Raw genomic sequence first — 24,126 nt, 5'->3', positions numbered from 1 at the left:
CTCCTCGCTTGTTTAACTAACATAGAGAGAGACCATAATGACAGACCTTAGAAAAGAAATTGAATCGCTCATTCACGATGGATTATTACCAGATAGAGAATATATTTCAACCAAGCGATTTATTAATCACTATGCCGATACCAATGAATTTTGGACTGGTTTGGCATTAGTAGGAATTACCCCTATTATCAATGGGTTATATGCTTGCTATCATGCTTCAAGGGCAGTATGGGCAACCTTACGTACTGTAGGTAATTTATTAATTTTAAAACCAGGCTTGGCTTTCGACGCAATCAAAGATGTGGGCTGCCATTTGACTCTCTCTACCTGTTTACTGCTTATGGCTCCAATTCACGCTCTGACTCATGCTGTTGAAATTCTTACAAGAGTCATATCATCATGGTTTGTTGGACAAGAGCCACGTCATAATTTATTAGAAACAGGACTTATGGAAAAGTGGGCAAACAGAACAAGTGGATATCAAATGGTTAATGAGCTGCCTTCATCCAATTACTTTAATAAAACCAGGTTCTTTTCTTCTTATAAAAATGCCTGGGATTGTTTAGAACAAATGGCATCTCCACTTACCTCCTTGGCTAAAGGTGGATTTCATTCATTAGTCGAAGCATTCTATGGGGTTGAATCTGCGATAGAGTGTATTGTCAATTTGGCTATCTGTAAGCCTTTACATGCAAAAGAGAATTTCCATAACTTACAAGTACATTTTGGTTTGGCTGTCTCTTTGGCTGTGATGACCCCAATTAACGCTCTGGTCGAAGGAATTGCCTTTATGGCACGTCTTGGCACTACCTGGGTTTCTGCTTGCCTCAAACCGGAAGTGGCTGAGACTGAGCATGAGAATACAACCGCTTATCAATTCAACTAATTCTTACCTGCCTGCCACAGTCGCTTGCGACTGTGGCTCATTAAAATACTCAGGTCCTTGTGATGACGGACTGATCTCCTTGTATAATTCTATAAAAATAATATGTTCTTCGAGTAGCCTCTTTCAATTAATGACGCTTGTTGTCTTTTTGGCAAAGATTTGTAACTATTGAAAATTAAAACAATGGGTAAGGCAAAAAAACCCTATGCAAGACACACAGCCTGCCATGACTCATTCTTTTTTTGAATCAAAATAGAGTCTGTTTGCAGGTAATAAATCAAGAAGGAGATTGAATGATGGACTTTGGCTTTCCAAATTTTATATATGGAACCGCCTGGAAAGAAAAACGTACAAGTGAACTAGTCGAGCTTGCATTAACAACAGGATTTCGGGGTATAGATACCGCAAACCAAAGAAAACACTATTATGAAGAAGGTGTTGGATACGCCTTGCAACAATACTATAAAAAATCAGGTATCTTGCGTGATGATATTTTTTTACAATCTAAGTTCACCTATGCTCATGGCCAGGATCATCGCAAACCTTATGATGATACGGCAAGCCTGACTATTCAAGTCCAGCAATCCTTTGCAAGCAGCCTTGAACATTTAAATACTGATTATTTGAATTCCTATATTTTACATGGCCCTTATTATCAATATCACTTTTCCGATGAAGATAAAGAAGTCTGGAGTAAAATGGAATCTCTGCATAAAGATGGGAAAGTAAAACACCTTGGCATATCCAATGTGAGTTATGAGCAATTAACCGAGCTCCTTTCATTTGCTTCGGTAAAACCCAGGTTTGTTCAAAACAGATGCTTTGCCCGTCTATTATGGGATAAACAAATTCGCAAATATTGCCAGGATCATGGAATTATTTATCAGGGATTTTCTCTGTTAACGGCCAATCAATATGAATTAAGACACCCTAAACTTGCAAATATCAGCAAAAAATACGAGAAATCAATTGAACAAATCATTTTTAGGTTTTCACAACAGGCAGGAATACTTCCTTTAACTGGCACTACAAATGCAGATCACATGAAAGAAGACCTGGCTATTAATCCATTCAAACTCACTGATGATGAAGTCCACTTCATTGAAAATATTGCTTTTACTTCATGAAGTTTTTTCAATTTGACTGGAATAAGTAATGTATTTAATTTCTGTTATCACCCGGGAGTTGGTATATCAGGATTTGGCTCATCATTCTCAAGGGATGAGTTTTCTATTTTAGTATCTTTAGGCCCAAAATTATTACGTTGAGCATCTGCTTCTTCAACAGTATCAATTGGGCTACCTACCTGTGTATCCAGATAAAGCTTTTTAATTCTATCTGCCGTTGACACTGGAGCTTGATTGTTATCTACTTTATTATCACCGTCTGATAGTCGTTTAATTTCATGCCATTTGGATTTTGGGGGTTGATCTGCCATAGTGTTTCTCAATTAAAGTAATATAGTACAATTATAGAACACTATGTTTATAGATCACAATATTAAGATTAGGACTTCTAAATAAGTTGATACATCGTTTAGCTCTAACATTAGACCACAAAATCCAAGTTCATTACGCCTATTCATCCTTGTCTGCTCATGACAATTTATTAATTTTGAGCTAATTTTAAAATTTGATTGATAAATTCACTCTTTGCATCAGTGTATTGCTCCCTATTATACTTGTGTTCCCGAGCCAATTTGATTTTTAGCTGCTGATATTTTTCTGCTGCTTCCGAATGAGAGAGCAAATAGTCTCTGAAAAGTATCTTTCCTTTCCAATGACTGGATGATGTTTCAACAATATGAACATGGTGTGTTCGCCCATTACCATAGGGTGGCATGCCTTTTACAAAGAACATTCGTTCAGAGTCCGGATTATCTTCCCAATATTCATAACCTAATTTCTGTAATATCGGCACAGCAATAATCTTCATTTCCTCCAATGACCTGGCTGCAATCTGAATATCAATAATGGGTTTTGCTGCCATGCCAGGTATTGCTGTACTACCCACATGCTGGAGATCAATCACACTATTGGCTGGAAATGAAGCGCGTAATTTCGCCATTTCTATTTTAGCTAGCAGTGGCCACTCGGTATTATAGGCAACAATGTCGATATGATCTTTTTCAAGCACATCATTATTATCCTTGATAAAATCTTCATAAGTCATGGCCCAATGCTCATGACCTTGCCACACATCATTCACCCTCAAATAACGTGGAGAAAATCCTTCATAACGAAAACCATTTTTCTTCACCAGCCAGATTGAACGGTTATTTTCAGGTTGTATATTCGCCTCTAACCGATGCAACCCCATTTCCTTAAAAATCCTGGTTAATATTAATTTTAAACCCTTACTCATGTATCCTTTACCCGCATGAGCCTCAACAGCATAAAAGCCCAAATACGCATTTTGAAAGTAACCACGTACTATTTCGCTGATATTAAAGACGCCCGCTAAGTTATTGGCAGAAAAAAGCAGATAACTTTTTTGGTTTGGTTTTTGATAGCGAGAAAAATACTCATCAAACTCATCAGGTGTTACAGGCGCTTTAACCCAAGGATGATGTAATGCTTGACTACTTTGCATTGCGCAAAGAAATATCTCTTTATCTTCGGACTTTATCTCACGAATAATTACGTCGCTCATTGGATTATAAACTCCAAAATATTTTATGAACCATAAGCTAAAATATGATACTTAAGCTTGGGAATAATAGATATCTATGGTTTCTAGCCAGATTCTTAGGGAAATATCAAGGTGTTTAATTTGGATTGCTTTATAAGTCACAGGATATTTTTCTTAGAAATGCTTAAGAGGCGATTGATTTGATTCAATAAAGCAAAATCTACCGTTCTTTCCCTATCGAAGGGTGACCCTTAAGAAATAATATCCATGATTATGAGTAAACCTATTTCACAGTAATGATATCAATACCACCTAAATAAGGCTTCAGAGCATCCGGTATATGAATGTTTCCATGCTCGTCTTGATAATTCTCCATAATGGCAACTAAAGTTCTTCCAACGGCTAAACCTGATCCATTTAGAGTGTGGACTAATTGAATCTCATTAGTATCCGGATTGCGGAAACGCGCTTTCATTCGGCGTGCCTGAAATGCCTCCATATTGGAACAAGAGGATATTTCTCGATAAGTATTCTGGCTAGGCAACCAAACCTCAAGATCATAGGTTTTGGCTGAACCGGCGCCTATATCCCCGGTACACAAAGCAACCACTCGGTAAGGCAAGTTCAAACGCTGTAAAATAACTTCAGCATGCTGAGTCAGTTGCTCTAAAGCATTATAAGAATCTTCCGGTTTGGTAATCCAGACCAGTTCAACTTTCTCAAATTGATGCTGTCTAATCATTCCCTTTGTGTCTTTACCGTAAGAACCCGCCTCACTACGAAAACACGGGGAATGGCAAACATAACGAATAGGTAATTGCTCAGCAGACAATATCATTTCCCTTACTGTATTGGTCACTGGAATTTCTGAAGTAGACGTCAAGTAGTACCCATTATCTCCTGTTAATTTAAATAAATCGGCCTCAAACTTTGGTAACTGTCCAGTCCCTAGTAAGCTATCCGCATTAACAATATAAGGTACATATATTTCCTGGTAACCATGTTGCTGAATATGTATATCCAGCATGAATTGAATTAAAGCCCGATGTAATCGGGCCAGATGCCCTTTCATGACGACAAAACGACTACCAGTAATTTTAGCTGCGAGTGCAAAATCCATTTGCCCCAGCGCTTCACCCAACTCATCATGTGACTTTACCGGGAAAGAAAAAGCAGGTACTTCCCCCCATGTTCTGATTTCCTGATTGTCCAATTCATCTTTACCCACAGGCACTGATTCATGAGGAATATTAGGTAATGACAGAGTAATTGCTTCAATTTGCTTAAGAACCTCTTCCAGTTCCGTCTTTTGTTGCTCTAATTTGGCGCCAAGTTTATTCACTTCTTCGCGCATAGGCTCTATGTTTTCACCTCGAGCTTTTGCTTCGCCGATTGCTTTCGAACGCATATTTCGTTCGTTCTGTAATGATTGTGTGCTTACTTGCAAAGCCTTACGCTTTTCTTCCAACTGACTGAAAGTGACAGCATCAAATTGAAATCCTCGTTTCAGCAATTGGGTTGCCACATATTGAGGATTTTCTCGAAGTAATTGATTATCTAACATAAGCCAACACTCTAAAAATTATTAAATGGGGTCCTGATGTCCTAATAATACATATTTAGCAACTAATGTTCCAATAAAGACCATGGATAATGAGCCAACATTATTAACCAGTATATTGGTAATTAATTTAAACCAATAACCTTGCTCAAACATAAACAAAGATTCTGCGGCAAAACTTGAAAAGGTAGTAAAAGCGCCTAAAAATCCCGTAAAAAGGAATAAACGAAATGACTCCTCAGCGCTAAAACGACCTGTTAATACAATAAGAAAAAAACCAGCTAGAAAAGAGCCTATTGTATTGACTAAAAGAGTACCATAAGGAAATTTTATTCCCCATGTATTTTGCGCCATTATTGTAACTAAATAACGTGAAATTGCCCCTAGGGAACCTCCGATAGCTACAGCCAAATAGGGAGCAACAACCATTGGTTACCTCACAATGCCTCTTGTTGATTGATTCAAAGCATCAATCATAGGGACAATTTCAGGACACTCATTTTGAATCAGCTCTAATTCTGAAACTGCCTGTTGAACTGTTAATCCTTTTCGGAAGATAATTTTATACGCACGGCGCAAACAATCAATCGCTGCGGAAGAAAAACCTCGCCTTCTTAAACCAACCGTATTGATTCCACAAGCAGAGGTAGTATGACCTGCAATCATGACATAGGGTAATACGTCTTTAGTGACATAAGTAGCTCGGGCTATAAAAGCGTAAGCTCCCACCTGACAAAATTGGTGAACTGCAGCATAAGGACCGATAATTGCGTAATCATTAATAGTGACATGACCTGACAAGGCAGCATAATTCACCATAATGATATGATTACCAACCATACAATCATGGCCAATATGTGAATAAGCCATTAAATAATTACTATTGCCAATGCGAGTAACTCCCCCACCTTTGACCGTTCCACGGCTAATCATGCAATATTCTCTGATTACATTATTATCACCAATTTCAAGACGAGTTGGCTCGCCCTTGTAAGTGATATCTTGCGGCTCATCTCCTACGGAGGCAAATTGAAAGATTTTATTGTTTTTACCAATTACAGTAGGTCCTTCAATTACCACATGCGGCCCTATCCAGGTATTTTCACCAATCTCAACATCAGCGCCTATTACTGTCCCGGGGCCTATTGACACTCCGCTTGCCAGCTTCGCCGATGGGTGAATCATTGCTCTTTCATCTATCACTTTTTAATTTCCTTTGTTGCGCTCAACAAGTCTGCGGAACAAGCTAATTTATCACCGATATAAGCTTCTCCGTGCATACGCCAAAAATCTCTTTTTTGCCCAACTAGTCTCACCTCTAATCGCAATTGATCCCCAGGAATCACTACTTGCTTGAACCGAGCATTGTCAATACCGGCAAAATAATGCAGAAACTCATACCCTTCTTTGGGTTGGCGAGACAAATTAGCCAAAATGCCGCTAGCTTGAGCCAAAGCCTCAAGCATTAGTACTCCAGGCATAATAGGATTTCCTGGAAAATGCCCAGTAAAGAAGTTCTCATTAATAGTCACATTCTTAATTGCAATCAAATATTCCATTACTTTGTAATCTATGACTCTATCAACCAGAATAAATGGATAGCGGTGTGGTAACAAAGTAAAAATTTGATTTATATCTATCGATTCGTTCATACCCTAGTTCTCATTAATCGCCTATTGCATTACAAAATGGCTCATTATCTTGGTTTAGCTCATTCTAATCAATTAAAAATTTCAAAAAAATGTTACTTCAGATTGTTAAAACATAATCAGTTGTTATTATTCAATTTTTTTTCTATTGTTTTCAGCTTTGTAATGTAATCATCTAAATGCCTGAACCGCGCTGTATTACGACGCCACTTGTGATGCTCGTGAACTGTCGTTCCTGAAGAATAAACTCCGGAGCGAGTAATGGATTTTGTCACAGTAGACATCCCTGTTATTACTACATCATTGGTCAAGCGAATGTTCGCCGCAAGGCAACTTGCCCCGCCTATGATACAATCCATCCCTATTTGCACTAGAGCACCAATTGCAGCACAACCTGCAATAGCAGTGTTATTTCCTACATAAACATCATGTGCGATAAGTACTAAACTGTCTATACAAACTCCATCACCTAAATAAGTATCGCCAATGCAGCCTCTGTGAATTACTGTATTTGCACCGATTTGAGTTCTTTGACCAATTACAACTCCACCAAAGATTGGTCCTTGTTGCCAAACACCATGCTCTTTGTAGTAATTAAACGGGGCAGCACCAACAATACACCCGGAACCAACAATCACAGATTGGCCTAAAACTGTACCCGAATGAATTATTGATCCAGAACCTAGCTGACTTCCTCTACCAATCAATACTGAACATTCAATGGTCGTATTAGAACCAATAGTCACGTTATCATCCAATTGTACATTTTCACCAATCACGCTGTTAGCACCAACTGATACATGCTGGCCTAATTGGGCAGACTTGTGAATTTGAGCTGTAGGATGAATTCCGCAAGCCTTGTTGCCAAGGTGAGGCAAGATCTTTGCTGCTTTAAACATGGCTTCTGACGGATTGGGGACTACAATACAGTTTACAGGAGACCAGTCCAAGTGCTCAGATTTTAACAAAACGGCGCCCGCTCTGGTAGAGTTTAAGACAGACTGCAATAAAGGATTATCAAAATATGCAAGATCTTTAGATGAAGCGCGAGCTAATGAGGATACACTAAAAATGGCGTGATTGGCATTTCCATGCCAGACGCCATTTAAATAGTTTGCCAGTTCCTCTAAGGTTAGCAACGCATCCGCCGAATTAATTAATTAATTGCTTTAATAACTTTATCTGTTACATCAAGAGATTCGCTGCTGAAAGGAGCTGCATCTTTCTGAACAATAATATCGTATTTTTCATCCTTGGCAATTTTAGTAATAGCAGTACGAACTTTATTATACAAACCTTCCATAGCTTCATTGTGAGCTGTACTCAATTCTTGCTGATATTGTTGTCCATCACGTTCAAACTGTTGTTGTGCTGCAACAATTTTCTTTTCCAATTCTTTCTTTTGGCTAGCACTCATTATAGCACCATCACGCTTAAATTTTTCCATGTCGCTTTTCAAGCTCGCTTCCATTGCAACAAGCTTGTCTCGACGAGGCTTAAATTCTTTTTCCAGCTTCTGTTGAATTTCTTTCATTTGATTTGAAGTTTGCATGATTTTTTGTAAATCAACCACGCCTATCTTTGCCCAATCAGCAAATACAGTCGTGCCGAACAAACCCAAAAACAATGCGACCAGCACCGCACCCAGACGTTTCATAATGTTCTCCTAATTTAAAGTTAGAAATGCTAGCACAATTCGAAAAAGGTTGCGATATGTACAGCACTAGTTTTTAAAATACTCAAAAATCTGCTTGCTCCAAGCCATAATATATCTCTAAAAACCCGAGGAAAGAGCAAATTGGAAAATTTGTGTCTGATCGAATGGCTGTGGGTTCAATGCCTTAGCCAAGCTAAAAGACAATGGACCAAAAGGTGAACGCCATTCTAATGATACACCGGCTGAATAACGCATCGGACCCGCAGGAGTACCACGTAAAGCAGGAGGTGTCCCAGAAGCAAAAACATTACCTGCATCAGCAAAAATAGTCGTTCTTACATTATCTCGACTCAATGGGTATGGTAGTATCAGACCAACACTTCCATTCACAAGGAAATTCGCTCCCATAGCATTTCCAAAATTATCTAGCGGGCCTAGAGAATAACTGTCATATCCTCGAACCTGGCCTGGTTGAACTGGACCACCAGCATAGTAGTTTTCAAAAAAGGGTAATCCGAAATTATCAAACGTATTTCCGTATCCCACATTCCCTAAGACAGAAAAGATCCAGCCGCGAGTTAGAGGGTAATATAAATGCGCCTGATAAGAACTCTTATAGTAAGATAGTGATTGTGAGGTCGCAGGCAAAGCGACCATGGCAATGGCTTGTTGATTAAATCCCCGGTTAGGATAGGGCATTTGATCGTAACTGTTTCTGCTCCAACCGGATGTCAACCGTATTTCCTGAAAATGACTTCCATTTAACGCAACGAAATTGATGATGGGGAGTACATAACCCACCGATTTGATATTAACGTCTTGATAACCATATCCCAATTGAAAACTGCTTTTTTCACCTAACGGGAAGTTATAACTGATATCGCCACCATAACGATTAGAGCTGTATGTACTGACATTTAAATTTTTAGGATCGATCCTTGAATAATATAAGCTTCCTCCACGACCTACCCCAGTATCCGTATAGAACGGATTATAATAGTTAAAAGAGTAGTCCTGCCCCCATTGACTTGCATTGAAAGAAGCACCCATGGAGCGCCCGCTTCCCATAAAATTACGCTGGTTAACAGATGCATTGAATTGATAGCCGTTTGTACCATATCCCATAGACGCGCTGGCTTCTGCTGAAGGAGCCTCCTCCACATTGACATCCAGATCGACCTGGTTGTTGGTTCCTGGAACAGGAGTGGTTTTAACATCAATGTTTTTTAGATAACCCAGCATTCGCAACTGGCGCTCAGACTCCTTGATGTTATGTAAAGACAGTAATCCTCCTTCATCCTGACGAATCACATTACGTAAAACATAATCTCCTGTCTTCGTATTACCATGAAAATTAATACGTCTTACATAAACATGACGGCCCGGCTGCACTACAAAAGTAATAAATACTGTTTTATTATTTTCATCTATTCGAGGTTCAGCATTAATCGCAGGAAAACCATATCCTACATCCCCTAAAGCCAACCCTATCGCAGAGATGGATTCAGTAACCTTCTTACGCGAAAAAACATCACCTTTCTTAACCTGTATCAGTGAATCAATTTTTTCTTTAGGTAATATCGTTTTCCCAACCACATCATAGCCTGAAAAATGATATTGAGGTCCTTCTTCTATATGAATATTGATGTAGACATCTTTTTTATCTGGCGATAGCAAAACCTGGGAAGATACGACATTAAATTTCAAATAGCCTCTATCTAAATAAAATGAACGTAATGCCTCTAAAGAAGCATCCATTCCTGCTTTGGAATATTGATCTTTTTTAGTGAAATAAGTAAACAGATTGCTTGTGCTTAAAGTCAACTCAGGCAATAACTCATTTGCTTTAAAATCATGGTTACCAATTATTTTTATTTCTTTAATCCGCGAAACTCGACCTTCTGATACAGTAATACTGATGGCTACTCTATTCTCGGTAAGAGAAGTCACTTTAGTTTCAATACGAGAATTATACTTTCCTCTGGCCGTGTAAGCTTGTTTCAGTTCTTTTTCCAAACGCTCCAGTGAGGACCTTTGAAACACTCTGCCTTTGACCAAACCCATTTCTTTAAGAAACGCCTTCATTTTATCAGAAGGTATTTCTTTGTTTCCTACAACTGTAATAGAACCTATGGTTGCTCGTTCTACCACATTGACCACCAAAACATTCCCTTGGCGTTCAAGCGAAACGGATTGGAAAAAACCTGTCTCATAGAGTGCACGGATAATTTGAGCTGTTGAGTTGGAACTGATTTCCTCACCCACTTGCACAGGCATATAGTTTAAGACCGTACCTGTCGAAACTCTTTGCAATCCGTTAACTCTAATTCCTTTGACAATAAAGGTATCAGAAGAGAATGATTGGGATGACCAGGCTAAAAGAGTAGAACAACAAACACCTAATATTAATTTATTACTGACTTTTTTCATTATTATTTTACGTCCAGCACTACGCGCACTTATGAAATTAAAAACCATTCAATTGTACAAAAAATTGAAACCCTTTTATAGGAAGTAGATACTACTGTCAAGTTTCTTTATCTCTAAAACATCATTTCATCCATTTATCATACAGAAATCAGAATTACCCTCGTCAAATCCTAACTGGTTAATCTTGATATATCGTTACTAAGAGCGATAAACATTAAGGCAACCAGCAATAATAATCCAAAATAGATTCCAACGGATTTAACTCCATCCGATAATGGCTTTCTTCTTATGATTTCCACGACATAATACAAAAGATGACCGCCATCCAGCATAGGGATTGGTAATAAATTAAGTGCTCCCAGGCTGATGCTTACTAAAGCCAGGAAAAATAAATAGGATACCAATCCTCCTCGTCCGGAATCACCGGCTCCTTGCGCTATTCCAACAGGGCCACTAATACTGTTTAATCCCAATTTTCCAGTCACTAATCTTCCCATTAAAACAAAGGTTGTGCCTGTGAGTTGTATTGTTTGTTTAAAAGCCGTGCCAAGTGCCGAAATTGGCGGCTGTTGTTCCAGGCGTAGCCAATGAGCAGGCCAATCCACTTTCTGAGATCTAACTCCTATTAACCCTTCTAATTTTCCATTATTATCCTGGCTTCCGGTGTGTACCCTAATCTTCAGCAATTTACCTTGTCTTTTAATATCCAAATCGATTTGAGAATTGGGCCTTTCCCTTACGTAACTGACTAAATACAACCAATCATTGAAATGCTGGCCATTTACACTGATAATTTCATCCCCTATTTTTAAGCCCGCTTTTTCGGCAGGAGAATCGGGAACCACTTCGCCAACTATCGGAGGAATGGTGGGTATAAAAGGAACGATACCCAGGCTTTTAACGGGATCGGGCTTTTTATCATCCAGCTGCCACTTATCCAAGGGCAACGACAACGTGCTTTCTTCCCCATTTATCATAGACTTTACAGTCAAACTCACCGTTTCCCGGGAACCGATAAGAGGCATTATTTCATATTGAAAATCTCGCCAACTATTAATTTTAACTCCATTAAGAGCAATGATTTCCTGTTTTGGGCTTAGACCAGCTCGTGCAGCGATACTATTTGGTTTTACTGACTCAATCATCGGTGCCAAAGAGTGCATACCGATAACCAAAACTAACCACAATGCTACAAATGCAAAAATAAAATTGAATAAAGGACCTGCTACTACAATAGCGATCCTGACAAGAACAGATTGATTATTGAACGCGAAAGGCTTTTCTTCCTCAGAAACCTCTCCTTCTGTTTCATCAAGCATTTTGACATAGCCACCCAAAGGAAACAAAGACCAGGCATATTCTGTTCCTTTCTTATCATAAAAACGTGCAAGAATTTTTCCGAAACCAAATGAAAATCTTAACACTTTCACACCACACCAACGCGCCACTTGAAAGTGACCATATTCATGTATGGTGACTAACAATACCAATGCTAATAAAAAGTACAGCAACGTTGAAAGCATATCGCTATCCAAAGGTTGATACGACCAGAAAATTAAATTCCCAGTGGTATGTAGGTTAATCCAAAGTAAAACCATGGTAACGCGGCAATTAGACTGTCCAGTCGGTCTAATATGCCCCCATGACCTGGAATAATATTTCCAGTATCTTTTAATTGACAACGCCGTTTTAATATACTGATGAACAAATCACCAAAAATTGAAATAATTACAGTAGACAATGCTAAACCAAACCATATAGAAATTGAGTAAGGTATAAAATAATAATAGCCCAAAGTCGCGATTATCATGGCTAAAATAAGCCCGCCTGTAACACCTTCCCAAGATTTGCCCGGACTAACTTTAGGGATTAACTTATGCTTCCCCCATTGTTTGCCAGTAAGATAAGCCCCAATATCAGAAGCCCAAATTAAAAAAAGCAAATAGACAAGTAATTCCTTTCCTTGTTGTAAAAAAGAAATTTGAATAAGACTTTGAGTAAATAAAGGTAACAATATCAAACAGGCTATTGCAACAATCATTGGATAACCCCAATAATTTTGTGAGCGCGGATAAGTGAGAATTGCTAAGCCATTGAATAGCCAAACGAATAACCCCACGCTTAACCAATAGGGATATAAATAGCCACATGCCCAAAAGCACATCAATAGAAATATCAAAAAACAAGCTTGCATAGATAAATTGTCAACAGGTATCAATTTCAAACTTTCAATTCCCGCAAGCAGGAGTATCACAAGAACAACACCCCATAAAATCCAGGAAGGCGCATAGAAAATAGCAAGCAAAACCAAAGGCGCTAATATTAATGTCGTAATCAAACGTTGCATAAACATGGTTTTACCTTTATTCAGATTGTGAAATTTGCCCAAACCTTCTTGCCCGCTTAGCAAAAGAAGCCAATGCTAATTCAAACTCATGCTCATTAAAATCAGGCCAATGAACATCAGTAAAATACAGCTCAGTATAAGCCAGCTGCCAAAGAAAAAAATTACTTATCCTTAATTCACCACTAGTTCGAATAAATAAATCAGGTTCTGGTATACCATTCGTATCAAGAAACTGAGCGAATACTGCTTCACTGATTTCATCACATGCCAATTTTCCATCCGAAACAGCGTGTATTATTTTTTTAGCCGCCGTCACTATATCCCATTTCCCACCATAATTCACAACAACATTTAGGATTAATTGTTGATTATTTTTAGTCCGGGCTTCTGCATCACACATTTGCTTTTGTAATACTTGGGACAAAGGCTCTCTATCGCCAGTAAACTTTAATCGTATTCCATGCTGGTTTAAATCGTCTATCTCTTTGCGCAAGGCCTCCAAAAACAACTCCATAAGAAAATTGACTTCTGTCACTGGTCTTGACCAATTTTCAGAGCTGAATGCGAACAGGCTCAAACAGGGAATTTTTTTTTCCAGACAACAATTGATAATCTTTTTAACTGATTCAAGGCCTGCCTTGTGTCCCTCTACACGGGGCAAACCGCGGCTTTCAGCCCAACGCCCGTTTCCATCCATGACAACAGCAATGTGCTGAGGTAATTTATGGTTCAAAACAACTTATCCGACTAATCAAAATGACGCATAGTCTAACCTCTTTAAGATAAAAATTTAAGTACTACCTTAAGAAATCAATTGACCTTGTTTATGAAACACCTCATTATTAAACCTAAATAAATTTACGTAACGAGTTGTCACTTTTCGTCATGAATATCAGAAAGGAGATAATTCTAATGACCTATAGTGCCCTGCGTCGTTTTTGGCTACGGTTATCTGTACAAACTCCATTCATCCCTTTGCATTATCTCGGGACGAACCAATGCATCAATATTTCAACCCAAACGTTATACAATACGCTATTCATCACTAAGACCAATGATCAATACCTGTAGATGAGGACATAATGAAACAATCTATCAATCGATTCATAAAAACCCGATTATTCGCAACGAGCATAAGCTTGTTGGCTTTTTCCTCTATAACTTATGGTGAATCGAATGGTAGTTTTGCTTTGTCCGAGCATTGGTCCATGGGACAACAAATCAAACTACGATTTGATATGAATGATGCCCCCCAATCCGGTGTTGTATTACATTTAAGAAATGGCTTGGCACTTACAGCCGGCGATATCATGAGTCTTGGTGATCTGTATGGAATTGTAGGGAAACCAATTAGTCATGGATTAACAAAACTGGAAAAACAAACTCGTTTTAAAGAGATTTTCAACAGTTTTGCCAGGAATATTACTGCAGTTAGTGAGGTAGAAGATCTTAATTCCGTTATCAGAGCGGAAATGCGCGAAGTCGAATCAGGAATTGCAAAAGGAGAAACTGCTGAAGCTATTTATAAACGAATTGGGAATGAAGTTGGTCGTCAAATCAACTGCATCACAGGAGGTGGTTGTAATAGCCTGACCTGGTGGTTAAATCCTGGCAGATATCTAAAATTAGCCATGGAAAACTATGATCATTTTACACCAAATAACCTAATCGCCTATAAAAGTGGCCACCATGTCGCATTGCAACAGGCATTAAAAGCTAAACGAACGGGAAAACGCTCTGATTTGGAAATCGCCTATGCGATGGACGCTTTTGCCTGCCACTATTTATCAGATCACTTTGCTGCAGGCCATTTGCGAACTCCCAGAGAAGAATTATCAGCGATTATCACACCAACAGTCCTTGGTGCGTTGTTATCCAACTATATGCATAATGAAGAAAATAAGTATGGGATTCATGTGACTAATGATCTGGGAGAGCAATGGTTAGTTTATGGTGATTATTCTTACTTTAATCCTTTCAATCAAACCAACCAGCAAATACTCTTAAAAACCTTGCAAGCTTCTGCTGATGAAATATTTGAAGCCTATTACTCAGGAGTTCTACCGGAAAAAAATCAAATAGAGGATATGATTCCGCACATCACAAAATTAAATGATGAAAATAACATGGATATTGCTCCTATGTTCTATTGGGATGAAGAAAACAAACAGTTGTTACGAAGAACCAACTTGGCAAATCCTTATGACAGGCATTGGACAAATAGTTGGTGGGGCTGGAGTACGTTATTATTGTTAAAAACACAATATGGCATAACCTCAACTGTGCAATTGAGTTTAAGCAAATATTTGTCTCAGTACGTACCAGAAGAATTGCAAGATAATCCTTTGGTATAAGAGCAAAACCATAACAAGCAACTATACTCTTAATTATCGCACAATACGGGGTACAAAATTAAAAAGGAGTTTATTATGAGTAGGGATAGTAAAAACCTGATTCTCAAAGCAGTTATTTTATTTATCAGTTTAACTGCTCTTGTTAACCATGCCGTGGCGATGAATCTATTAGGAATAGGGCCAAATCCAAAAAATCTGCCTAAGGACGATGACGTAAGAGCTACTTTTAATCATTGTAAATCCTGTGATAAATCAACTACTCCTCCTTTAGTCATTACAACTCCGGTACCCATTATTTATTATCCAGGGTGTCGTCCAATCCAGTCATGCGATGCTTATGGTCACTGTGAACAAAAAGAAGATTGTTACTAAATTTAATAAAACTGTGAACCTTTGCTGAAACTATATACCTCTTATCGCAGCGAAGGTATAATTATTATTTTAGCCCTTTAATTGTACAGTTTAGGATTTAGGTCATGCCTCATAATGCTCCCCTGGTACTCATGATTCTTGATGGCTGGGGCTATAACGAAAATAATAGATACAATGCGATTGCAAAAGCTCATACCCCTCAATGGGATGAATGGTGGCAAACCTGCCCTCATATTCTTTTGCAAGCCTCTGGCTTGCCTGTTGGTTTACCTGATGAGCAAATGGGTAATTCAGAAGTTGGGCATATGCATATTGGTGCTGGTCGAGTGATACAACAAGACTTTACTCGCATTAATGAAGCAATAAAAAACGGAGAATTCGCTAAAAATGCAGTTTTCCATGAAGTAATTGAGCAATTGCAGAAAACAGAAAAATCGCTTCACATTATGGGGTTGCTCTCTTCGGGCGGAGTGCACAGTCACGAACAACATTTGTTTGCTTTACTTGCCCTTTGTAATCAAAAAAAATTCAGAACTGTCCATCTGCATTTGTTTCTTGATGGCCGAGATACTCCCCCACAAAGCGCTCTTGATAGCCTGAAATGCCTGAATGAAGAACTTGCCAAACACCCTGTTGCAACCATTAATTCGATTTGTGGTCGATATTATGCGATGGATAGAGATAAACGTTGGGAGAGAGTAGAACCTGTTTATAATTTATTAACACAAGGCAAAAGTGAACGCCAGTTCCCTGATGCTGAAACTGCAATTCATTTCTATTACAAAAATAAAGTTTCTGATGAGTTTGTTCCACCTACCCTTATAGGAAAAGGGCATTCTATACAAGATGGTGATGCCGTCCTGTTTTTCAATTTTCGTGCTGACAGAGCAAGGCAATTAACTACTACATTTCTTGATCCTTTGTTTAAAGGATTTGAAAGAAAAACACGACCAAAGCTATCCTATTTTGTCTCTATGACCCAATACGACAAAAATTTATTGACCACAATAGCATTTCCACCTGCTCCTTTAAATAATACCTTGGGTGAGGTATTGTCTTCTCATGGCCTCAGTCAATTACGTATTGCTGAAACTGAAAAATATGCTCACGTTACTTTTTTCTTTAATGGCGGGTGTGAAAGTGTTTTTACGAATGAAGAACGCATTATGGTACCCTCTCCTCAAGTGGCAACCTATGATCTGCAACCAGAAATGAGTGCACCTGAATTAACTAAAACTCTGATAGCCGCCATCAACAGCCGAGATTATAATGTCATTATTTGTAATTATGCCAATGCTGACATGGTTGGACACACAGGGAATTTTGAAGCTACTGTTCAAGCTATAGAATGCCTTGATCAGTGCATGCATCAGGTTTGGCAAGCCCTTAAAAACAATGGGGGTAAATTATTGATCACAGCTGATCATGGAAATGCCGAAGAAATGTTTAATGAATCCACAAATCAAGCTCATACAGCACACACCAGTGATCCGGTTCCTTTTCTTTATGTAGGTGGAGGCTGGCACTTCACTCATTCTGAAGGAAGTTTGATTGATATAGCGCCTTCTTTACTTACATTATTAGGGTTAACTCCGCCTTCGGAAATGACTGGTCGTATCCTTCTGGAAAAAAACCATGCGCATGCCTAACCTACCTAACTATTTATCTAGTACCCCTCTCGGTTTGGCACTTGTACTCATTCTATTTTTTTGTAATGGCCTTGAGGCAAAAACTGCTCCAAATTCTATCACTCAAACACAAGCCAAACTAAAACAGTTAGATGCCAAGATTAACAAACTAAAGCAAGTTTTAGCCAATGCACAGGATAAACGGACTGTACTAAACCAGGAACTGGGCAGCACAGAAAAACAAATTGGAGAAGGAATACGCAAGCTAAGAATCATACAGGCTAATATGTCTGCAAAAGAAAAAAGCATTGCCGAATTGCAAGGAAAAATAAATCACTTAAATGGACGATTACTAGCCCAACAGGAAATGCTGGCAAACCATGTCAGGGCGCGTTATCAGATGGGGGAATATCAACCTTTGAAATGGCTCATTAATCAAGATGAGCCTTTTAAGATCAACCGAATTTTAACCTATTATCAGTATATAATCAGATCTCGTCAGCAGTTGATTGATGAAATTGCTCGAACCCGACAAAATCTTAACGACAGTAAAACCAAGCTTGGGAATGAACTTGCAGAAAACAAGCAACTGCAATTTAAGTTATCACAAAATCAACAACAGTTAGAGCAAAATAAAAGATACCATAGCACACTGATTCAATCCATTGATAATGATATTCAAAATAATCAACAATCATTAAAAGATTTTCAAAAAGATAGAGACAATTTATCTCATCTCTTGAAGTCATTATCTCAACAAAGTGTCATTCAAAACGGCAAACCGTTCACTGGAATGCGCAAAAAATTGCCGTTACCTGTCCAAAGCACACATCGATCTTTACGTAGAATGAATCAAGGAGTGACATTTTTTGCCGATGAAGGTTCTATGGTTACTGCTGTTTACCCAGGAAAAGTCGTCTTTAGTGATTGGCTAAAAGGTTATGGTTTGCTTCTGATTATTGACCATGGCCAAGGGTTTATGACTTTATACGCTCACAATCAATCTCTCTTCAAACGCAAAGGGCAAATCGTCCAACAAAACGAGCAAATCGCAAGCGTAGGCCATACCGGTGGAATTAAGCAAAACGGTCTATACTTTGAGATAAGACAAAGAGGGAAAGCGGTCAATCCGTTAGACTGGTTGTCTTAAAGCTTAGCCGCTGGCATTTAAATTGCATAATAAAAATACGCAGGTGGCTAATTTCATGGCCTTGCATCTGAGGAGATTGCTATGGTTATTAAGAAACTATTTTCCGGTTCTTTGGCATTGGTTTATGCCCTAACTCTGATGCTGCCTTTGACTGTGTTTTCGGCTGAAGAAACAAACTCAAATTATTCTAATACAAAACGAATTCCGTTGGAAGATGTACAACGATTTTCTAATGCCATCGGTGAAATAAAGAAATACTATGTCAAGCCAGTTGATGATAAAGAATTATTTGATAACGCAATTCGCGGGATGCTAACTGGCCTTGATCCGCATTCCAGTTATCTCAATGAAGAGGAATTTAAGGAGTTGCAAACATCAACCAGTGGTGAATTTGGTGGTTTAGGTATTGAAGTCACTATGGAAGAAGGTGTTGTTAAAGTAATCACCCCACTTGTAGACACTCCCGCATTTAAAGCAGGAATCAAATCAGGCGATTATATTATTAAACTGGGTAAAGAGTCAGTTCAAGGTCTTTCTCTTAAAGACGCTGTTAATTTAATGCGCGGCAAACCTGGTACTACTATAGAATTAACCATCTTGAGAAAAGGTGTAAACAAACCTTTAACTTTTGACTTGATTCGCGAAATTATTCAAATAAAAAGTGTAAAAAGCAAAATGTTAAGTGAAGGTTATGGTTACATTCGTTTAACTCAATTCCAAGCTTTAACTGGCAAAGACATGATTAAAGCAATCGAACAATTAAAACAACAAGCCGGCGGCAAATTAAAAGGATTAGTATTGGATTTAAGAAATAACCCAGGAGGTTTACTTGATTCAGCTATACAGGTATCCGATGCATTTCTTGGCAATGACAAGGCAGGTAAGCAAGAAATGATAGTCTATACGGAAGGCAGATTGCCTGGTTCCAAATTTACTGCCCTGGCTAATCCAGGGGATGTATTGGACAATGCCCCTATCGTTGTCTTAATTAATAATGGCTCTGCCTCTGCTTCAGAAATTGTCGCCGGAGCATTAAAAGATAATAAAAGGGCTATAATCCTTGGTACAAAGAGTTTCGGAAAAGGCTCCGTTCAAACCGTGTTACCTCTTGATGGCAAAACCGGAATAAAACTAACCACGGCACTCTATTACACCCCATCAGGAGTCTCCATCCAAGCCAAAGGAATAATTCCTGACATCATTGTAGAAGAAGTAGACGTTCCTAAAAATGCCGTCAAAAAAGACACTCTGGCTGGTTTTACTGAAGCTGACCTAAATGGGCACTTGATTAACAAAGACAATTCAGAAAACACTGAGTCCAAAAACAACCAAATACAAACAGGAGATTTAATACACGAGGATTATCAATTATATGCGGCGCTCACCGTATTGGAAGGAATGGCGTTAGCTAACAGATAATGACCAATTAGTCACTCCCGACTGAAATCATCGATTCACAATGTACCGATGATTTCAGGTTTTATTTTCAACCTAGACTGTATGAATCTCGCCTTTTTTCACAGTTTTCACTTCAGATTTGGTAAATAAAGAACCCTTATCATCTAAAACCATGGTTCCCATTACCCCTCTACCATTGGCAATATCATGGAGTTGATGAACGACTTCCTCACTTGTAACAGAACCTTGTGTTCTTATCGCCGTTACTATGCTTTTATTCAAAAGCTGAAATAAATCAAACGCATAACCTGCTTCAGTTACAGGATAATTTAAATAATTTTGTTTAAATTGATTAATAAAATCAGGCTGCATCTCATGAGAATCAACATACCATTGACCTTCAAATACCTTTAGCACTTCTGGAGTAGCGCGCTCAACTATACTGGTAATAGGTACATGTAGTTTATCTACTCCCATTTGTTCCTGTATTAATTTAATATCATCAGGTGATGCCATTACCAAATACATATCCACATTTTTCCTTTTAATTCTGTTAGTTAATCTTGAAAAATCTTTATTCCCGGGTTCAAAAAACTCGGAGGCAGCCACATCAATGTGAGAATCAACCTGTAATTCTTTTATAACGCTATGTGTCAAAACGGTTGATGAAGGTTGATTTGCTGTAATAATTCCCAAGTGATGAACCTGCTGCCGTTTTAGTTCGTTAACCAAAACTTTGGCTTGCTCATAAACTGGGCTCCAGACAATAAAATTATTCCTGCCATCTGCAACTTTAGGATCGTTAGTCAAACTGAAATGAATCAAATTATTTTTCTTAGCAATGGGGGCTGCTATTAACCCGGTTTCCTTCCCTCCCGTGACCAATATATTAATATGATGAGTATTAATAAATTTTTGCAGCACAAGACCAGCATTCCTATTTTTAGAAGGTTGATCCAGGGTATAAAATGAATAATGAATATTAGAAGACTGCAGCTGTTCACTGCCCATCTCCATTGCAGCTAAAATATTTCTTCCAATAAAAGCAGAATGGCTGGAAAATGGAGCATAGATGCCTATGTGAACATCCAGTTTATTCTTATTTTTTGAATCAGTTTGAAATTCATGGGCATAGGAAAGATTTATAAAAATAAGTGCGATCACTAATACAAAAGATAAAGGCGCTGATCTTGTAAAAAAATTGGTCATTTTTTCTTCCATGTAGTAAACCTTAAAAACATTCTGCAATGAATAATAAAAAAATACAATCATTATCATTTCATAGAAAATCATAAGAGGTTGCATGATAAAACAGATATTCTGTTGGGAATCGTGCAAGATTATGAGATAATAACTGCCCAATTAATGATCACTGCGAAATTATGAACATTACCAGGTTACTCTCAACTTTTACCAGCTTCTTTCTTTTGTGCCCAACATACGCCAGTGTTGATTCCTATTTTAGTAATATAAAAAAGGATTCCAGTGCGCTTTATGCCTTTTTTAAAACGATGCCCAAAGGCGGTGAGTTACATTATCATTTGGCTGGGGGAGCCTATCCTGAAACCATGCTGGCGCTTGCCGCAAATGGCAACTATTGCCTCGATAAACACACCTTTGCCGTAAGTAAAGATTCTTCTCATTGTGAGGGAGTTAATATTAAAGAAGTCTTTAACAACCCTGAACTCTATTCCAACATAATTAAAGACTGGTCTATGAAAGATTTTATACCTGGCAGAGAATCAGGCCATGATCATTTTTTCAATGGATTTATCAAATACATGCCCATAGTTTTTGACTATCAACCTCAATTGCTTGCTGATATTGTTCAACGTGCTGCACAGCAAAAAGAACAATACCTGGAAATTATGACAATCCCGGACAATGCCCACTCATTAACTTATGGGGATTTAATCAAGGATATTCCATCGTATGACCAAAAAAGACGCTTGTTATTAGCGAATAAAGATTTTCAAAGCAACATACAAAATACTGTTTTGGAAAGTGACCGAATTCTTACAAAAACATCTCAAGAGTTAGGCTGCAACGAAAACCCTGCTTCCGATTCCTGTCGTGTAAAAATTAAATTCCTCTATTATGTACTCAGAGAGCAGCCTGTAGATAACGTCTTTGCCCAAGCCTTGAACGCCTTTGAAGCTGTATCGAAATCCAAGGGGAATTTAATCGGAGTAAACCTCGTGCAACCAGAAGATGGGATTATTTCTTTGCGTGATTACCACAAGCACATGTCCATCTTTGAATATCTGCATCGAATGTACCCGAATGTTCCCATTACCTTACATGCTGGAGAATTATCTCCCCAGGCAGTGACACCGGAAAATCTGAGTCATCATATTCGCGATGCCCTGCTGATTGGCCACGCGCAAAGAATTGGCCACGGCGTGGATATCGGCTATGAAAACAATTCAGAAGATACCTTAAAATACATGGCTAACCATCACATACCTGTTGAAATAAACCTGATTAGTAATTTAAAAATTCTGAATATATCCGGCCACAATCATCCCCTTAATTATTATCTTACTCATAATGTACCAGTCGTTTTATCCACTGATGACGAAGGGGTGCTAAGAACGGACTTAACTCAACAATATGTAGAGGCAGCCAAAGAACATGGTCTTAATTATCAGCAATTAAAACAAATTAATAGAAACACATTAACTTATTCCTTCTTACCTGGAAAAAGTATATGGGCTAATGCCGATAAAGCCGAATTGGTTCCTGATTGTCATGATCTTGGAAGCAAAAGCTGTCAAAAATTTATTGCGCACAACGAAAAAGCAAAGTTGCAATGGAATCTGGAACAACAATTAATCGCCTTTGAGAAGAATTACTAAATTAATTTGCAAAAAAAATGAGTCCATATTAGGAGAAATGCGCAATAACATTTCATTATGAACTAATATGGGCCTCACAATCCAAGGTTCTATTGATCTAAAAATAACATCAACGCCTTTTGTACATGCATCCTGTTCTCACTCTGTGTAAAAATGATAGAGGATGCGCTATCGGGTAAAGTGGTAGAAACTTCTTTTCCCCTTTCCATAGGCATGCAATGCATAAATACCGAACCAGGTTTTGCGTAAGACATTAATGTTTCATTAACCTGAAACCCTTTAAAAGCCTTGCCCGCTTCAGGATTGTCAAATCCCATACTAGTCCAGACATCAGTATAAACGGCATCTGCTTGCTTCACTGCCTCCTCCGGTTTATCAAAACAATAAATCATTTGATTCCCTATTCTGCTTTGGGCTTGCTTTACAATAGCCTCATCAGGTTGATTTGATTTAGGGCAACAATAATGAATAGTGACACCTAACTGAGGCGCCAAAAGCATCAAACTATGTAAAACATTATTGCCATCCCCTATGTAAGCCAGGGTTAATCCTTTCAAAGCACCAAATTGTTCCTCAAGACTTAATAAGTCAGCAAGAATTTGACAAGGGTGATGTAATGCGGAGAGGCCATTAATAAGAGGAATTTTTGAGTATTCCGCCATTTCTTGTAAAATCTTATCGTCATGTGTTCTAACCATTACAAAATCAGCGTAGCCATTTAAAACTCGAACCATATCAGCTGGAGTCTCCTGTTTTCTTGAGTTACTGAGGCTTTCGACAACGATCCCTCCCATACTCTGAATTGCTAAAGCAAAACTCAAACGGGTTCTAAAGGAAGGTTTTTCAAAAATCATCACCAAACTTTTATTGGCAAGTGCCTGGTTATATAATTTTGGTGTTTGTTTTATTGCTCTGGCCTGGCTTAAAATCAATTGAATTTCTTCCCTTGACAATTCTGTGCCAGTAAGAAAATGCCTTGCCTTGTATTCAGCGGCAGGAAATGGAGTGTCTATATCCTTATGAGCAACAAAATCAACAGCCTCACTGCCCGTCTCCAGGCCAAAAATAGCTTGTTGCAAATTAATGACAAAAGTATTAGTCTTCACTTCATTAATTGGATAGGAATTGCTTTGAGATTGAATTTTGTCAAGGTTGTCCTCTTCAATTTCAATAGAACTTGCATTAGTCGAGGTGGAAATAGACAT

23 protein-coding genes are annotated in these 24,126 nt (G+C 38.3%); 9 read left to right on the top strand and 14 right to left on the bottom strand.

What is annotated here, in order from left to right:
• Positions 1-37 precede the first annotated feature (37 nt).
• Together CC34_RS0104775 and CC34_RS0104770 are read left to right on the top strand one after the other, a co-directional pair.
• Entirely contained in the window at positions 38-886 is an 849-nt protein-coding gene (locus tag CC34_RS0104775; protein ID WP_028378029.1) for a hypothetical protein, read from the top strand.
• 296 nt (positions 887-1,182) lie between these two features.
• Positions 1,183-2,013: an aldo/keto reductase family protein gene (locus CC34_RS0104770; protein WP_028379201.1), complete on the top strand. Its 831-nt coding sequence runs from the start codon at positions 1,183-1,185 to the stop codon at positions 2,011-2,013.
• Positions 2,014-2,060: 47 nt separating this feature from the next.
• On the opposite strand, the gene CC34_RS0104765 is transcribed toward CC34_RS0104770, so the two are convergent.
• The 12 genes from CC34_RS0104765 to CC34_RS0104710 form a co-directional block, all read right to left on the bottom strand.
• Positions 2,061-2,324 (bottom strand): hypothetical protein, encoded by a 264-nt coding sequence (locus CC34_RS0104765; protein ID WP_027228841.1) that lies wholly within the window; start codon positions 2,322-2,324, stop codon positions 2,061-2,063.
• Positions 2,325-2,494: 170 nt separating this feature from the next.
• Entirely contained in the window at positions 2,495-3,538 is a 1,044-nt protein-coding gene (locus tag CC34_RS0104760) for a GNAT family N-acetyltransferase (protein ID WP_028378027.1), read from the bottom strand.
• A 262-nt stretch (positions 3,539-3,800) separates the two neighbouring features.
• Positions 3,801-5,081: a serine--tRNA ligase gene (gene serS, locus CC34_RS0104755; protein WP_027228843.1), complete on the bottom strand. Its 1,281-nt coding sequence runs from the start codon at positions 5,079-5,081 to the stop codon at positions 3,801-3,803.
• A 21-nt stretch (positions 5,082-5,102) separates the two neighbouring features.
• On the bottom strand, positions 5,103-5,507 hold the full coding sequence (gene crcB, locus CC34_RS0104750) for a fluoride efflux transporter CrcB (protein ID WP_027228844.1): 405 nt from the start codon (positions 5,505-5,507) through the stop codon (positions 5,103-5,105).
• 3 nt (positions 5,508-5,510) lie between these two features.
• Positions 5,511-6,281, bottom strand: coding sequence for an acyl-ACP--UDP-N-acetylglucosamine O-acyltransferase (lpxA, locus tag CC34_RS0104745; protein WP_027228845.1), 771 nt, complete (start codon positions 6,279-6,281; stop codon positions 5,511-5,513).
• Positions 6,278-6,730 (bottom strand): 3-hydroxyacyl-ACP dehydratase FabZ, encoded by a 453-nt coding sequence (fabZ, locus tag CC34_RS0104740; RefSeq protein ID WP_011214749.1) that lies wholly within the window; start codon positions 6,728-6,730, stop codon positions 6,278-6,280. The genes lpxA and fabZ overlap by 4 nt, the downstream gene beginning before the upstream one ends.
• Before the next feature lie 116 nt (positions 6,731-6,846).
• Positions 6,847-7,866 (bottom strand): UDP-3-O-(3-hydroxymyristoyl)glucosamine N-acyltransferase, encoded by a 1,020-nt coding sequence (gene lpxD, locus CC34_RS0104735; RefSeq protein ID WP_028378026.1) that lies wholly within the window; start codon positions 7,864-7,866, stop codon positions 6,847-6,849.
• Between the two features lie 17 nt (positions 7,867-7,883).
• Positions 7,884-8,384, bottom strand: coding sequence for an OmpH/Skp family outer membrane protein (locus CC34_RS0104730; RefSeq protein WP_027228847.1), 501 nt, complete (start codon positions 8,382-8,384; stop codon positions 7,884-7,886).
• A 117-nt stretch (positions 8,385-8,501) separates the two neighbouring features.
• Entirely contained in the window at positions 8,502-10,814 is a 2,313-nt protein-coding gene (bamA, locus tag CC34_RS0104725; RefSeq protein ID WP_027228848.1) for an outer membrane protein assembly factor BamA, read from the bottom strand.
• A 170-nt stretch (positions 10,815-10,984) separates the two neighbouring features.
• Positions 10,985-12,337, bottom strand: coding sequence for an RIP metalloprotease RseP (gene rseP / locus CC34_RS0104720; RefSeq protein WP_027228849.1), 1,353 nt, complete (start codon positions 12,335-12,337; stop codon positions 10,985-10,987).
• A 32-nt stretch (positions 12,338-12,369) separates the two neighbouring features.
• Positions 12,370-13,167 carry a phosphatidate cytidylyltransferase gene (locus CC34_RS0104715; RefSeq protein WP_027228850.1) on the bottom strand — a complete coding sequence of 266 codons (798 nt, stop codon included), beginning with the start codon at positions 13,165-13,167 and terminating at the stop codon, positions 12,370-12,372.
• Positions 13,168-13,177: 10 nt separating this feature from the next.
• Positions 13,178-13,894 carry an undecaprenyl pyrophosphate synthase gene (locus tag CC34_RS0104710; RefSeq protein ID WP_027228851.1) on the bottom strand — a complete coding sequence of 239 codons (717 nt, stop codon included), beginning with the start codon at positions 13,892-13,894 and terminating at the stop codon, positions 13,178-13,180.
• A 179-nt stretch (positions 13,895-14,073) separates the two neighbouring features.
• Here CC34_RS0104710 and CC34_RS1000000117350 point away from each other — a divergent pair, with 179 nt between their 5' ends.
• From CC34_RS1000000117350 to CC34_RS0104685, 6 genes are all read left to right on the top strand, one after another.
• Entirely contained in the window at positions 14,074-14,232 is a 159-nt protein-coding gene (locus tag CC34_RS1000000117350; protein ID WP_154219816.1) for a hypothetical protein, read from the top strand.
• Between the two features lie 11 nt (positions 14,233-14,243).
• Positions 14,244-15,515, top strand: a complete 1,272-nt coding sequence (locus CC34_RS0104705) for a hypothetical protein (protein WP_028378025.1) — start codon at positions 14,244-14,246, stop codon at positions 15,513-15,515.
• 75 nt (positions 15,516-15,590) lie between these two features.
• Positions 15,591-15,887, top strand: a complete 297-nt coding sequence (locus CC34_RS0104700; RefSeq protein ID WP_028378024.1) for a hypothetical protein — start codon at positions 15,591-15,593, stop codon at positions 15,885-15,887.
• 104 nt (positions 15,888-15,991) lie between these two features.
• The gene (gene gpmI, locus CC34_RS0104695) at positions 15,992-17,536 is read left to right on the top strand and encodes a 2,3-bisphosphoglycerate-independent phosphoglycerate mutase (RefSeq protein WP_028379200.1); all 1,545 of its coding nucleotides are present in this window, start codon (positions 15,992-15,994) and stop codon (positions 17,534-17,536) included.
• Positions 17,523-18,665, top strand: coding sequence for a murein hydrolase activator EnvC family protein (locus CC34_RS0104690; RefSeq protein WP_027228855.1), 1,143 nt, complete (start codon positions 17,523-17,525; stop codon positions 18,663-18,665). The genes gpmI and CC34_RS0104690 overlap by 14 nt, the downstream gene beginning before the upstream one ends.
• Before the next feature lie 81 nt (positions 18,666-18,746).
• Complete coding sequence (locus CC34_RS0104685) at positions 18,747-20,084, top strand: S41 family peptidase (protein WP_028378023.1); 1,338 nt, start codon at positions 18,747-18,749, stop codon at positions 20,082-20,084.
• 72 nt (positions 20,085-20,156) lie between these two features.
• Here CC34_RS0104685 and CC34_RS0104680 read toward each other — a convergent pair whose 3' ends face one another.
• On the bottom strand, positions 20,157-21,272 hold the full coding sequence (locus CC34_RS0104680; RefSeq protein ID WP_027228857.1) for an ABC transporter substrate-binding protein: 1,116 nt from the start codon (positions 21,270-21,272) through the stop codon (positions 20,157-20,159).
• A gap of 173 nt (positions 21,273-21,445) precedes the next feature.
• Here CC34_RS0104680 and CC34_RS0104675 point away from each other — a divergent pair, with 173 nt between their 5' ends.
• Positions 21,446-22,921 (top strand): adenosine deaminase family protein, encoded by a 1,476-nt coding sequence (locus tag CC34_RS0104675; protein ID WP_027228858.1) that lies wholly within the window; start codon positions 21,446-21,448, stop codon positions 22,919-22,921.
• Between the two features lie 89 nt (positions 22,922-23,010).
• On the opposite strand, the gene argF is transcribed toward CC34_RS0104675, so the two are convergent.
• Positions 23,011-24,126, bottom strand: coding sequence for an ornithine carbamoyltransferase (gene argF, locus CC34_RS0104670; RefSeq protein WP_028378022.1), 1,116 nt, complete (start codon positions 24,124-24,126; stop codon positions 23,011-23,013).

It is taken from the genome of Legionella pneumophila subsp. fraseri, assembly GCF_000586315.1.
Taxonomy (GTDB): Bacteria; Pseudomonadota; Gammaproteobacteria; order Legionellales; family Legionellaceae; genus Legionella; species Legionella pneumophila_B.
This window is presented reverse-complemented; position numbering and strand designations above follow the sequence as displayed.